At 64.6% G+C, this 12,477-nt stretch carries 13 protein-coding genes; 12 read left to right on the top strand and 1 reads right to left on the bottom strand.

The window, feature by feature from the left end; translation table 11 throughout:
- The first annotated feature begins 2 nt into the window (after window positions 1-2).
- The 4 genes from ACR42D_RS08310 (at window position 3) to ACR42D_RS08295 (ending at window position 3,198) form a co-directional block, all read left to right on the top strand.
- A complete protein-coding gene (locus ACR42D_RS08310) occupies window positions 3-962 on the top strand; it encodes an ABC transporter ATP-binding protein (RefSeq protein WP_484566350.1) in 960 nt (319 codons plus the stop codon).
- Window positions 963-1,054: 92 nt separating this feature from the next.
- Window positions 1,055-1,618: an HDIG domain-containing metalloprotein gene (locus ACR42D_RS08305; RefSeq protein WP_484566349.1), complete on the top strand. Its 564-nt coding sequence runs from the start codon at window positions 1,055-1,057 to the stop codon at window positions 1,616-1,618.
- Window positions 1,619-1,714: 96 nt separating this feature from the next.
- The gene (gene cbiQ / locus ACR42D_RS08300) at window positions 1,715-2,485 is read left to right on the top strand and encodes a cobalt ECF transporter T component CbiQ (protein ID WP_484566348.1); all 771 of its coding nucleotides are present in this window, start codon (window positions 1,715-1,717) and stop codon (window positions 2,483-2,485) included.
- Window positions 2,482-3,198 (top strand): energy-coupling factor ABC transporter ATP-binding protein, encoded by a 717-nt coding sequence (locus tag ACR42D_RS08295; RefSeq protein WP_484566347.1) that lies wholly within the window; start codon window positions 2,482-2,484, stop codon window positions 3,196-3,198. Before cbiQ ends, ACR42D_RS08295 begins: the two co-directional genes overlap by 4 nt.
- 7 nt (window positions 3,199-3,205) lie before the next feature.
- On the opposite strand, the gene ACR42D_RS08290 is transcribed toward ACR42D_RS08295, so the two are convergent.
- Window positions 3,206-3,595 carry a response regulator gene (locus tag ACR42D_RS08290; RefSeq protein ID WP_484568452.1) on the bottom strand — a complete coding sequence of 130 codons (390 nt, stop codon included), beginning with the start codon at window positions 3,593-3,595 and terminating at the stop codon, window positions 3,206-3,208.
- 214 nt (window positions 3,596-3,809) lie between these two features.
- On the opposite strand from ACR42D_RS08290, the gene ACR42D_RS08285 reads away from it, so the two are divergent.
- Genes ACR42D_RS08285 through ACR42D_RS08250 form a run of 8 tightly spaced genes read left to right on the top strand, consistent with a single transcriptional unit; the run spans window position 3,810 to window position 12,359 of the window.
- Window positions 3,810-5,201, top strand: coding sequence for an MATE family efflux transporter (locus ACR42D_RS08285; RefSeq protein ID WP_484566346.1), 1,392 nt, complete (start codon window positions 3,810-3,812; stop codon window positions 5,199-5,201).
- Between the two features lie 9 nt (window positions 5,202-5,210).
- Entirely contained in the window at window positions 5,211-6,092 is an 882-nt protein-coding gene (locus ACR42D_RS08280; RefSeq protein WP_484566345.1) for a DUF2156 domain-containing protein, read from the top strand.
- A gap of 3 nt (window positions 6,093-6,095) precedes the next feature.
- On the top strand, window positions 6,096-7,394 hold the full coding sequence (locus tag ACR42D_RS08275; RefSeq protein ID WP_484566344.1) for an alkaline phosphatase family protein: 1,299 nt from the start codon (window positions 6,096-6,098) through the stop codon (window positions 7,392-7,394).
- Window positions 7,395-9,539 carry an ATP-dependent helicase gene (locus tag ACR42D_RS08270; protein ID WP_484566343.1) on the top strand — a complete coding sequence of 715 codons (2,145 nt, stop codon included), beginning with the start codon at window positions 7,395-7,397 and terminating at the stop codon, window positions 9,537-9,539. It begins immediately after the preceding gene.
- Between the two features lie 16 nt (window positions 9,540-9,555).
- Window positions 9,556-10,503: a thiamine-phosphate kinase gene (gene thiL, locus ACR42D_RS08265; protein ID WP_484566342.1), complete on the top strand. Its 948-nt coding sequence runs from the start codon at window positions 9,556-9,558 to the stop codon at window positions 10,501-10,503.
- 11 nt (window positions 10,504-10,514) lie between these two features.
- A complete protein-coding gene (gene tsaA, locus ACR42D_RS08260; RefSeq protein WP_484566341.1) occupies window positions 10,515-10,919 on the top strand; it encodes a tRNA (N6-threonylcarbamoyladenosine(37)-N6)-methyltransferase TrmO in 405 nt (134 codons plus the stop codon).
- Between the two features lie 2 nt (window positions 10,920-10,921).
- Entirely contained in the window at window positions 10,922-11,788 is an 867-nt protein-coding gene (locus ACR42D_RS08255; protein WP_484566340.1) for an alpha/beta fold hydrolase, read from the top strand.
- Window positions 11,789-11,798: 10 nt separating this feature from the next.
- Window positions 11,799-12,359 carry a chalcone isomerase family protein gene (locus ACR42D_RS08250; protein WP_484566339.1) on the top strand — a complete coding sequence of 187 codons (561 nt, stop codon included), beginning with the start codon at window positions 11,799-11,801 and terminating at the stop codon, window positions 12,357-12,359.
- Window positions 12,360-12,477: the final 118 nt, after the last annotated feature.

The following is a 12,477-nucleotide window of genomic DNA, read 5'->3' as shown; positions in this document are numbered from 1 at the left end:
CCATGGCCCTGCTCGAACTGATCAACGTGACCAAACACTTCAAGGTCTCCGGCGGGCTGCTGGGGCTGATCACCGGCACGGTGCGCGCCGTGGACGGCGTGACCTTGAGCGTGGAGCGCGGCCAGACCCTGGGCCTGGTGGGCGAATCCGGATGCGGCAAGTCCACCCTGGCCAAATGCATCATGGGGCTTTTGCCGGTCACCTCCGGCGAGGTCATCTTCGGCAACCGGTCCATCAACGCCTGGGACGAGAAGAAACTGCGCTCCAAGATACAGATGATCTTCCAGGACCCTTACTCCTCCCTGAATCCACGCCAGAAGATCGGGTCCATCATCCGCGAAGGGCTGGACATCCACAACATCGGCACCCGGGAAGAACGGCGCGAAAAGGTCCAGCACCTGCTCAAGCTGGTCGGCCTGCGGCCCGAGCACGGCAACCGCTATCCCCACGAATTTTCCGGCGGCCAGCGTCAGCGCGTGGCCGTGGCCCGGTCCCTGGCGCTGGACCCCAAGCTGGTGGTCTGCGACGAGCCGGTTTCCGCCCTGGACGTTTCGGTCCAGGCCCAGGTCCTCGGCCTGCTCAAGGACCTGCAGAAAAGGCTGAACCTGACCTACGTGTTCATCTCCCACGACCTGTCCGTGGTCAGCCATATCTGCGACCGGGTGGCGGTCATGTACCTCGGCCGGATCATGGAGATCGGCGAGAGCAAAACCCTGTTCACCGACCCGAAGCACCCATACACCAAGGCCCTGCTGTCCGCCGTGCTTCGCCCCGACCCGACGGACCGGCCCGAGCGCATCGCCCTGACCGGCGACCTGCCCAGCCCCATGAACCCGCCGGCGGGCTGCCCCTTCCACCCCCGCTGCCCCGAGGCCTTCGACAAATGCCGAAACGGCCGTCCCGAGCTCATGGAGCAGCCCGACGGCATGCTCACCGCCTGCTGGCTATACGGCGGGGAATAACTGTACCGCCCTTCCCGCCCGCCATCTGTATCTGGACCGCGCCGCGCTGTTGGGGCATTATCCCCCTTCAACCAAAACATCGAGGAGCGAACATGATAGCCCGAGACGAAGCCTTTGCCCTGCTCAGGAAACACAACAGCGAAACCAACCTGATCCACCACGCCCTGGAATCCGAGGCCGTCATGCGCGGCCTGGCCCGCAAGCTGGGCAAGGACGAGGAACTGTGGGGCCTCACCGGCCTGCTGCACGACCTGGACTACGCCGTGACCAAGCAGGACGAGGCACGCCACGGCCTGAACACCGCGGAACTGCTCGAAGGCCAGCTGCCCGGCGAGGCCCTGGACGCCATCCGTCGCCATGCGAGCGAGATGAACGGGGCCGAAGCCCCGCAGACCGATTTCGACTTCGCCCTGCGCTGCGGCGAGACCGTCACCGGCATGGTCCATGCGGGCGCATTGGTGCGGCCGACCAAGATAGAGGGCATGCAGCCCAAAAGCCTCAAGAAAAAGATGAAGGACAAGGCGTTCGCAGCCTCGGTCAACCGCGACTGCATCCGCGAGTGCGACAGGATCGGCCTGGAGCTGGGCGAATTCCTGCAGATCGCCATCGACTCGGTGTCCGGCATCGCCGCCGAAGTGGGGCTGGCCGCGAGCTAGCCCCGGTTGCACGGCCACCGGTTTTGTATTACTCCTGTGACCCGGCCCGAGAGCCGGATTGACCTTCCCTGAACTGTATCCGAAACAGGAGTTTGCGTGGCCTCACTGACCGAGCCGTTCGCCTCGGGCGATTCCTTTCTGCACGGCATGGACCCGCGCATCCGGCTTCTGGCGGCGCTGGTCCTGACCGTGCCCGTGGCCCTGCTGCCCGCGCTCAGGCCCGCCTGGCTTGCCCTGGCCGCCGGGCTAATCCTGGTCAAGATGGCCCGGCTGAACCTGCTCGTCGTGCTCAACCGGCTCCTGGTGGTCAACCTGTTCATCGCCTTCTTGTGGCTGTTCCTGCCCTTTTCCGTGCCGGGCGAGCCGGTCTTCGACCTCGGGCCGCTGCACGCCACGGCCCAGGGCATGGACCGCGCCCTGCTCATCACGGTCAAATCCAACGCCATCGTGATCAGCCTGATGGCCCTGCTCGGGACCATCTCCATCCAGAACCTGGGCCCGGCCCTGCAACAGCTCGGCGTGCCCGACAAGCTGTGCCACATCCTGCTCTTCACCCACCGCTACATCTTTTCCATCCACCAGGAGTACACGACCATGCGCCAAGCCATGCGGGCGCGCGGATTCAAGCCGCGCACGGACAGGCACACATACCGCGCCTTCGCCTGGCTGGTGGGCATGCTCCTGGTCAAGAGCTGGGACCGCGCGGAACGGGTCCACGGGGCCATGCTCTGCCGGGGATTCAGGGGGCGCTTCTACAGTCTGACTTCTTTTCGGACCCGGCCCGCCGACTACCTGTTCCTGCTGGCCAGCGCCGCGCTGAGCGTATACCTGGTCTACATGGGCTTCATCCAAGGGAGACCGCTTTGAGCCACGCCGTCATCGAATTGTCCAATATCTCCTATGCCTTTCCAGGGCGCAGGGAGACCCTCAAGGGGCTGACCTTCCACCTGCACCCTGGAGAAAAGCTGGGCCTGTTCGGGCCCAACGGCGCGGGCAAGTCCACCATGCTGCACATCCTCATGGGGCTGCTCACCCCGGACAAGGGCGAGGTCACCCTGTTCGGCGCGCCCATGTCCGACCCCAAGGCGTTCGAGGCCGCCCGGCTCAAGATAGGCTTTCTGTTCCAGCACTCCGACGACCAGCTGTTCTGCCCCACGGTCATGGACGACGTGGCCTTCGGTCCGCTCAACCAGGGACTGAGCCGCGAGGAGGCTTCGGAACGCGCCCGCGAGGCGCTCGAGACCGTCGGGCTGGCCGGATTCGAAGACCGCGTGCCGCACCGCCTCTCAGGCGGCGAGAAGAAGCTGGTCGCCCTGGCCACCATCCTTTCCATGCGCCCGGAGATCCTGGTCCTGGACGAGCCGACCACCGGCCTGTCGCCCGAGGCCAAGGACCGGTTGGTGAACATCCTGAAGCGGCTGGACATGGCCCGGCTGGTTGTCTCCCACGACCCGGACTTCCTGGCCGCGACAACCGACCGGCTGCTGGCCATGCGCGACGGCCGCATCCAGCCCGGCGAGCTCAAGCCGCACAGCCATGTCCATGTGCACGAGGAAGGGGACGTGCCCCATCAGCATTGAGGCAAGATCAGCAGACCGCGCCGCAGACCTTCTCGATCTTTTCGCGAAGCTGCTCGACGCTGAAGGGTTTGACCACGTAGTTGGAGACCCCGAGCTTGATGGCCTCCAAGACGTTTTCGCGGAAGGCCTCGGCCGTGATCATGATGAAAGGCAGGCACTTGTAATCCGGATGATTGCGAACGAGGGAGAGCAACTCCAGACCGGTCATGCCGGGCATTCTGTGATCGGACAGGACCAGTTCGATGGCGTCCCGCCGGATGACCTCCAAGGCCGACTTCCCGTCATCGGCCGTGATCACGTTCGTAAAGCCCAACTCCTTCAAGTCGTTCTTTATAATCCGCTGCATGGTGCTGGAATCGTCCACCACCAGAATCCGCATATTCATGTTCAGCTGCATCGTCCCCATTGAATATGGCCCGCCCCGCAAAGCGCGCCTCCCCCCTCTTTGAAATTGAAATTTCACCCTACAGTGATTCGGTTTACGCAACAACCCGATTATAATCGGGGGGGGGGAAAAAAATAAAGCCAGGACCCTTGGCATTCTGAAATAAGAACCTATTATGAAGCCACACCCCGCCGAATCCGGTCAACCTGAAACGAACCCCCGCACCATGCCGAACAACGATCTCACCGCGCAGATGTCGCACTCTCCCACCCGGACCATCTGGAAGCTGGCATGGCCCCAGTTGATCATGACCATGTTCCACGTGCTCATCGGCATGACGGACGTATGGGTGGCCGGATACATCTCCCGCGAAGTCCAGGCGTCGCTGGGCATCATCACCCAGTCGCTGTTTTTCCTGCTCGTGGTGGCCATGGCCGTGGCCAATGGCGCGGTGGCGGCCATCAGCCAGTCCATCGGGGCCGGGCTGGAGAAACGGGCCATGCGCTACGTGGGGCTGTGCCTCATCCTGGCCTGCCTGCTCGGAGCCGTGTTCCTGGTGGTGGGCCTGCCGCTCAAGAACCTGCTCCTCGCCGCCCTGCAGGTTCCGGAGTCCATGCGGCCGGTGACCCAATATTTCCTGACCGTGTTCCTGCTCCTGCTGCCGCCCTACTACATGTTGCTGATAACCAACGCCATCTTCCGGGCGCGCAAGCAGGTCTTCTACCCGCTCTACTGCATGATGATCGTCACCGGCCTGAACACCGTGCTCGACCTCGGCCTGGGGCTCGGCTGGTTCGGCCTGCCGGAAATCGGCTACAAGGGGCTGGCCTGGGCCACCTTCGGCTCGGTCACCTGCGGCGCGTTCTTCAACCTGGCGCTGCTGGCCCGGCAGGGGCAGCTCAATCCCGCATGTTTCGCGCCCTGGCGCTGGATGAAGCGGGCCACGCCCTACCTGTTCAAGGTGGCCTGGCCCTCGGGCCTCATGCAAGTGGTCTGGCAGTCCGGCTATCTGGTCCTCTACGCCATCACCGCCAGCCTGCCCGGCGGCGCGGTCAACGCCCTGGCCGGCATGTCCATCGGACTGCGCATCGAGTCCCTGCTGTTCATGCCCGCCATGGCTTTCAACATGACCGCGAGCATCCTCATCGGCCACTACCTCGGGGCGCGGCAGCCCCTGGAAGCCAAACGGTTCGGCTTCCGCATCCTGGCTCTGGGGCTGGTGTCCATATCCCTGTTCGCCCTGGTGGTCTGGCAGTTCATCAATCCGTGGGTCTCTCTGCTCACCCGCGATTTGGCCGTGGCCGCCCAGGCGGTCAGCTACCTTAAGTGGAACATGCTGGCCATCCCCTTCACCCTGACCAGCATGATCCTGGCCGGGGCGTTCAACGGGGCCGGAGCCACCCTGTACAACATGCTCATCATGGGCGGCGCCACCTGGGCCCTGAGACTGCCCCTGGCCTACTTCCTGGGTCACGAAGTCATGGACGGGGCCGAGGGCATCTGGATCGCCATGTTCTGTTCGCAGGTGGTCCAGTCGTCCGTGCTGTTCTATTTCTTCACTTTCAAAAACTGGCAGCGTTTCGCCATGATCAAACATCGAAACGGCCAAAAAGGATAAGGATTCTCCATGACCCTCAAGTTCGAACCCATTTCGCTGGACCGGCAGGACGAATACCACGAAGCCCTGACCGGCTGTCCCCAACTTCTGACCAGCGACTTCTCCTTTGCCAACGTCTTCGGCTGGGCGGACCACTACGGCCTGGAATGGGCCTTCCACAGCGGCCTGTGCTTCATCCGCCAGACCAAGCCCGAAACGGTCTGCTGGGCCCCGGTGGGACCGTGGGAAGCCTATGACTGGGCCGGTTGCCGGGCAATGACCGAAGGCAAAAAGTTCGTTCGCGTGCCCGAGGCCCTGACCCGGCTGTGGTCCATCGCCTACGGCAACAAGATGACCATCACCGAGAGCCGTGCGCACTGGGACTACGTCTATTCGGTGGAGGAGCTCATCGCCCTCAAGGGCAAGGCCTTCCACAAGAAAAAGAACCTGCTCAACCAGTTCAAGAAGAACTACCTGTACAGCTACGAATCCATGGCCCCCGAGTGCGTGGAAGAGGTCCTGGAGATGCAGGACGAATGGTACAAGTGGTACGAGGAGAACAACCCTTCCGAAGCGCTCAAGGCCGAGAACCACGCCATCACCCGCGTGCTCCAGCACATCGACCAGATCAAGGGGTTGATGGGCGCGACCATCCGGGTGGACGGCAAGGTCATCGCCTACACCGTGGCCGAGCCGCTTTGCGAGGACTCCCTGGTCATCCACTTCGAAAAGGGCGACATCCGCTACAAGGGCGTGTACCAGGCCATCAACCAGATGTTCCTGGAGAACGACGGCGCGGAATACACCAACGTCAACCGCGAGCAGGACCTCGGCGACGAGGGGCTGCGCAAGGCCAAGCTGTCGTACAACCCCACATTCTTCCTCAAGAAATTCGAGGCGGAACTGCTCTAGCCCATGTCCCTGCTCCTGCCCTCCGCGCCACGCCCGAGACTGGTTGTCCTCGGCCTGGACGGCCTGCCGCTCGACCTCGCCCGCACCCTGGGCGACAGCCTGCCCAACCTGCGCAGGCTGACCGACGGCGCGGCCACGGTCCGGGCCGAAATGCCCGAGCTCTCCCCGGTGAACTGGACCTCCTTTTACACCGGGGAAGGCCCGGAGGCGCACGGCGTGTTCGGCTTCTCGCACCTGGACCCGCGGACCTACGCCCTGCGCGTCACCTCGGCCTCGGACGTCTCCTGTCCGACCGTCTTCGACCGGCTCGGCGAGCGCGGCCTGGTCTCGCGGGTGATCAACCTGCCCAACACCTACCCGACCCGCCCCCTGCGCGGCATGATCATAGCCGGATTCGTGGCCCCGGAACTCAAAGGCGCGGCCTACCCGCCGTTTCTGGCCGACAAGCTCCATGAGGCGGGCTACAAGCTCGAAGCCGACACCAGCCGGGGCCGCGCCGACCTGGACTATCTGCTGAGCGAGTTGCGCGCCACGCTCAAGTCCCGCCTCCTCGCCCTGGACATGCTCTGGCCCGATCTGGCCTGGGATCTGTTCGTACACGTTTTCACCGAGACCGACCGGCTCTTCCATTTCCACATGGACGCGGTGCTCCACGCCGACCACCCGGACCACCTAGCCTGCATGCGCTTCCTGGCCGACTGGGACCACGCCCTGGGCCGGTTCCTGGCCCGGTACGACGCGTTGCCCGGCCCCAAACGGCTCATGGTCCTGGCCGACCACGGCTTCACCGAGCTGAAGACCGAGGTCAGCCTGAACACCTGGCTCATGCGGGCCGGGCTGCTCTCCCTGTCCGGACCGCCCCAGGACGAATGGGACGCTTCCAGGATCACCCCGGAGTCCAAGGCATTCGCCCTGGACCCCGGCCGCATCTATCTCCACGAACGGGGACGGTTCGCGCGCGGACAGGTGGAGCCGGTGGAGCGCGAAGGACTGCTCTCGCGTATCGCGGACGGGCTCATGGGGCTGGAATACGAGGGCGAACCGGTCCTGAAGGCCGTGCACCGGGGCGCGGACCTCTATCCGGACGCGGCCTCGGACCAGTGCCCGGACCTGATCGTCGAGGCCCGGCCCGGCTTCGACCTCAAGGCCAAATTCGACCGCCCGAAAATTTTTGGTTTGCATGGACGCACCGGGACACATACGGTGGACGGAGCCATTTTCGCCGATTCAGACGGCGCGCGACCCGAACGGATGCGGGACGTCGGGCGCATCATACTACAACACTTCGACATCACGGAATAAATGAGCATCGACTTCGAGAACGAACTGAATGAGGCGCAACGCGAGGCCGTGACCACCACCGAAGGGCCGGTGCTGGTCATCGCCGGGGCCGGATCGGGCAAGACCCGGACCATCGTCTACCGGCTGGCCCACCTGGTGAACCAAGGCGTGGACCCGGCCCAGATCCTGTTGCTGACCTTCACCCGCAAGGCCGCCCAGGAGATGCTCGCCCGGGCCGAGACCATCCTCGGCCGCTCCCTGCACGGGACCTCGGGCGGCACCTTCCACTCGTTCGCCTACGCCACCCTGCGGCGCAACGCCACGGACATCGGCTTCGACTCCGGCTTCACCCTCATGGACCGGGCGGACAGCGAGAACATCTGCAAGGAGGTCCGGGACACCCTCAAGCTCGGCAAGGGGGACCGCTCCTACCCGAAGAAGGCCACCCTGCTGGACATGATCACCAAGTCCCGCAACAAGGAGCTGACCATCGAGGCGGTCATGGAACGCGAGGCGTACCACCTGAGCCCCTACCTCGAGGACATCCAGCGCATCAGCGACGGCTACGCCAAATTCAAGCGCGAGCACGCCCTGGTGGACTATGACGATCTGCTCTTCCTCCTGGACGAACTGCTGGCGGGCAACGAGCCGCTGCGCAATCAATTGCAGGCCCGCTACCGCTACATCATGGTCGACGAGTACCAGGACACCAACCTGGTCCAGGCGCGCATCGTCAAGCACCTGGCCGGGACCAAGGGCAACGTCATGGCCGTGGGCGACGACGCCCAATCCATCTACGCCTTTCGCGGGGCAAACGTGGCCAACATTTTGGAATTTCCGAGTTTTTTCGAAGGCGCCAAGGTCATCCGGCTGGAGAAGAACTACCGTTCGGTGCAGCCCATCCTGGATTTGACCAACGAGATCCTGAAAGGCGCGACCACCAAGTTCGACAAGCACCTGTATTCGGACCTCAAGAGCGACAGGCTGCCCCAGGTGGTCCACCCGCTGAGCGACCAGACCCAGGCGAGGCTGGTGGTGGATCAGATTCTGGAGCTGGGCCGCAAGCACATGCTGCACGACGTGGCCGTGCTCTTCCGCGCGGGCTACCAGTCCTTCCCGCTGGAAGTGGCGCTGACGCGCATCGGCATCGACTACCAGAAGTTCGGCGGCATCCGCTTCCACGAGGCCGCCCACATCAAGGACGTGCTGTCCTACATCCGGCTGATCCTCAATCCCCACGACCTGCTCGCCTGGCAGCGGGCCATGGAACACATCAAGGGCGTGGGCCCCAAGACCGTGGCCAAGATCTACCAGGCCATGCACTCGGGCGACAAGAAGTACATGACCAAGATGGTCAAGAAGCACGAGCCGTTGAAGGAACTGCTGACCGAACTGGACCGGCTGCGCTCCGGCCCCATGAAGCCGTCGACCATCCTCGAGGCCGTGCTCGCCTTCTACCAGCCCATCCTCATCGAGAAATACCCGGACGATTATCCCAAGCGGCAGGCCGGGCTGGAGCAGCTCAGCCAGATCGCGGCGGGCTACCAGGACATGGAGCAGTTCATCGGCGACCTGTCCCTGGACGGCGACCCCGACGAGGAGAAGCGCAAGGAGAACGCGGTGGTGCTGTCCACGGTCCACTCGGCCAAGGGGCTCGAATGGACGGCGGTGATCATCATCGACCTGGTGGAGGACCGCTTCCCGTCGCGCAAGGCCATGCAGCGGGCCGAGGACCTGGAGGAGGAGCGCCGACTGATGTACGTGGCCTGCACCCGGGCCAAGGAGGAGCTCAAGCTGTTCGTGCCCGGCTCGGTCTACAACCGGGCCAGCGGCATGTCCGACCCGACCCTGCCCAGCCCGTTCGTGCTGGAGCTGCCGGACACGGTCTTCGAGCGGCTGAACGAGTCCTACGGCGGCAACCTGGAGACCCGGCGGCGGTCCGTGTACACCCTGCCCGAACCGGCCGTGCCTCTCGCGGACGACGAGAAAGCGGACGGCTCCGCCCCCGCTCGCCCCAAGGTCGATCCTTCCAAGCTCGGGTTCTGCAAACACAAGATTTTCGGCAAGGGCAAGATCGTCGCCCAACTGGAACCGAACAAGTACAGGGTCAACTTCCCCGGCTTCGGCCTCAAGGTCATCATCGGGGACTACCTTGAATTTCTCTGATGGAGTATGGATACGTATGCGTAGCGAAGCACACTTTCTGGAACTGATCGACAGCCACTTTTCCCGCGAGCACGACTTCCTGGCCCTCGGCCGGGGCGACGACTGCGCCGTGCTGCGGGGCGGAACCGACTACTGCGTGACCTCGGACCTCTTTCTCGAGGACGAGCACTTCCGGCGCGACTATTTCTCGGCGGCCGACATCGGCTACAAGGCCCTGGCCGTGAACATCAGCGATATCGCGGCCATGGGAGCCAAGCCCGTGGCCTTTACCATGGACCTGATGGTCCCGACCGACCTCCCGGACGAGTTCTGGGACGAATTTCTCAAGTCCATGGCCGGGCTGGCCCGGCAGAACGACATGGTCCTGGCCGGCGGCGACCTGAGCCGCTCCAAGCGGCTGGGCGTGTCCATCTCCGCCTTTGGCGCGCCCGGCTCCACCGGATTCCTGCGTCGCGGCAACTGCGCCTACGGCGACATCCTGTTCACCGTGGGCGACATCGGGCTGGCGCGGACCGGGCTCATGGCCCTGGAGGCCGAGGGCATCAAGGCGCGCGAAACCATGCCCGCCGCGGTCATGGCCCACCTTCGGCCCAAGCCCAAGGTCATGATCGGCACGCTGCTCAACACCGCCGGCGTCAAGGGGCTCATGGACCTGTCCGATGGACTGGCCCGCGACCTGCCCCGCTTCACGGGCCCGGACCTGGGCGCGAACCTGACCATCGACCCCGAATCCCTGCACGGCGACGTGCACACGTGGTGCAAGGCGGCGGGCCTCGATCCGCTGGAATTCGCCGTGCTCGGCGGCGAGGACTACGCCCTGCTCGGCGCGGTTTCGCCGTTCGACGCGGGCAAGGCGCGGTCCGTGCCCGGCTTCACGGAGATCGGCACGGTCACCAGGGAGCCCGGCATCATCCTCAACGGCAAACCGTTCGACAACCCCGGATTCGACCACTTCAGCCAATAAAGGGAGGGACCATGGACAAGGAACTGGTCATCATCGGGACCATACAATCGGAGATCAGGGACCTCGACTCGGCCCCCAAGATGGAGGACGAGGCCGGGGCCGTGCGCGCCCGCATCGTCATGGACCCGGCCTATGCCGAGGCCCTGGACGGCCTTGAGCCGGGCGCGAAGCTCGAACTCTTCACATGGTTCCACAAGTCCGACCGCACGGTTCTCAAGGTCCACCCACGTGGCAACAAGAGCAATCCCGTTCGCGGCGTGTTTTCCACACGCTCCCCGGCCCGGCCCAACCCCATCGGCCTGCACCGCGTCACCCTGGTGGCCATGGAGGAACCCCTGACCCTGGTGGTCGAGCCCCTGGAGGCCATCGACGGCACCCCGGTCATCGACATCAAGCCCAAGCCTCGGGGAAAGTAGGGATGGACCGCTTCGAAGCCGTGGAGACCTCCGGCGAGAGCCAGGTGGGCGGATGGGTGCAGACCACGGACGGCGTACGTCTGTGGGTGGAGATTCGCGGCACGGGCACGCCCGTGATCCTGCTCCACGGTTGGACCATGAGCTCCCTGTTCTGGCGCCGACAGGCACAGCTGGCCGAGACCTGCCAGGTGGTGACCTTCGACTTTCGCGGCCACGGCCGCTCCCAGACCACGCCGCGCGGCCACAACGTCCCGCGCTACGCCCTGGATGTGCGCGAGGTGATCACCGCGCTGGGGTTGACCCGCGCCCTGCTCCTGGGCTGGTCCATGGGCGGCTCCGTGGTCCTGGAATACTGGCAACGGTTCGGCGCGGACCGGCTGGCCGGACTCGGGCTGGTGGAGACCGGCCCGTATCCCATGTCCTCGGCCCCGTGGAACGTGCACAAGTGCCACGGCCACAACGAGGAGGCCATGCGCAAGGACCTGGCCGCCATGAAGGCGGACCGCCGGGGATTCGCCCAGCGGTTCGTCAACGCCATGTACCTGTCGGGCCACGCCCCGGAGCACGCCCTGAAATGGATGGTGGCCGAGCAGCTCAAGGCCGAACCGGACACGGCCGCCGCCATCTACGAAGACTACGCCCGGCGCGACTACACGCCGGCGCTGCCCTCGGTCGGCCTGCCTTGCCTGGCGGTCTACGGCCGCTCCCTGCACATGTGCTTCGGTCCGTCCACCGGCCGGTTCGTGGCCGCCACCCTGCCCGACGCGCGCTTCGTCATCCTGGACAAAAGCGGCCATATGCCGTTTTATGAACAACCCGAAGAGTTCAACCGGACCGTGTCCGGCTTCCTGGAGACCCTGGACGCCTGAGGAGGCTGCCGTGAAACGGATTGTCTGCGCCGCCCTGCTGTTGACCCTGCTCTGCCTGCCCCCGGCCCGCGCGGCCGAGCTGGCGGGCGTGACCCTGCCCGACTCCGTGGAGGTGGGCGCGCAAAAGCTGGCCCTCAACGGCATCGCCCTGCGCGAAAAATTCATCATCGACGTCTATGTGGCGGGCTTGTATCTGACGGAAAAGTCCAGCGATCCCGAAGTGATCCTGCGAAAAGAAACGCCGCGCATGATGGTCATGCGCTTTGTCCGCGACGTGGACGCCAAGGCCATCCGGGAGGCGTGGATCGACGGGCTCGAGGCCAACGTCGAGAACATCACCCCGGAACTGCGGGACAAGTTCGACCAGCTCAACGACATGATGGCCGACATCAAGGACGGGCAGGAGATGGGCTTCACCTACGATCCGGCCACCGGCACGGACGTCATGGTCGCCGGTCAGCCCAAGGGCGGCATTCCGGGCAAGGACTTCGCCGACGCCATCCTGGCCACCTGGATCGGTCCCAAACCGGGCCCGGGCAAGACATTCAAGCAACAAATCCTGGGCGACTAGCCCCACGCCGAAGGCGGAAATGGGATGCAAGGGTGCGACCCCTATCGCTGCTGTCGCTATCTCTAAGGCTCGGTGACTCGCCTAAGAGTTCGTGCTGCCCGCCGGAGGCGAAATCATT

Origin of the sequence: Pseudodesulfovibrio sp. lm2024 (genome assembly GCF_051175575.1) — a bacterium.
In the GTDB taxonomy this organism is placed as follows: domain Bacteria; phylum Desulfobacterota; class Desulfovibrionia; order Desulfovibrionales; family Desulfovibrionaceae; genus Pseudodesulfovibrio; species Pseudodesulfovibrio caledoniensis.
This window is presented reverse-complemented; position numbering and strand designations above follow the sequence as displayed.

What these genes read in the sequence shown, in the direction of transcription:
- ACR42D_RS08290 (WP_484568452.1), bottom strand. Translation starts at nt 3,595, where the DNA reads ATGCAGCTGAACATGAATATGCGGATTCTGGTGGTGGACGATTCCAGC.
- ACR42D_RS08285 (WP_484566346.1), top strand. Translation starts at nt 3,810, where the DNA reads ATGCCGAACAACGATCTCACCGCGCAGATGTCGCACTCTCCCACCCGG.
- ACR42D_RS08275 (WP_484566344.1), top strand. Translation starts at nt 6,096, where the DNA reads ATGTCCCTGCTCCTGCCCTCCGCGCCACGCCCGAGACTGGTTGTCCTC.
- ACR42D_RS08305 (WP_484566349.1), top strand. Translation starts at nt 1,055, where the DNA reads ATGATAGCCCGAGACGAAGCCTTTGCCCTGCTCAGGAAACACAACAGC.
- ACR42D_RS08270 (WP_484566343.1), top strand. Translation starts at nt 7,395, where the DNA reads ATGAGCATCGACTTCGAGAACGAACTGAATGAGGCGCAACGCGAGGCC.
- ACR42D_RS08310 (WP_484566350.1), top strand. Translation starts at nt 3, where the DNA reads ATGGCCCTGCTCGAACTGATCAACGTGACCAAACACTTCAAGGTCTCC.
- tsaA (WP_484566341.1), top strand. Translation starts at nt 10,515, where the DNA reads ATGGACAAGGAACTGGTCATCATCGGGACCATACAATCGGAGATCAGG.
- ACR42D_RS08255 (WP_484566340.1), top strand. Translation starts at nt 10,922, where the DNA reads ATGGACCGCTTCGAAGCCGTGGAGACCTCCGGCGAGAGCCAGGTGGGC.
- thiL (WP_484566342.1), top strand. Translation starts at nt 9,556, where the DNA reads ATGCGTAGCGAAGCACACTTTCTGGAACTGATCGACAGCCACTTTTCC.
- ACR42D_RS08280 (WP_484566345.1), top strand. Translation starts at nt 5,211, where the DNA reads ATGACCCTCAAGTTCGAACCCATTTCGCTGGACCGGCAGGACGAATAC.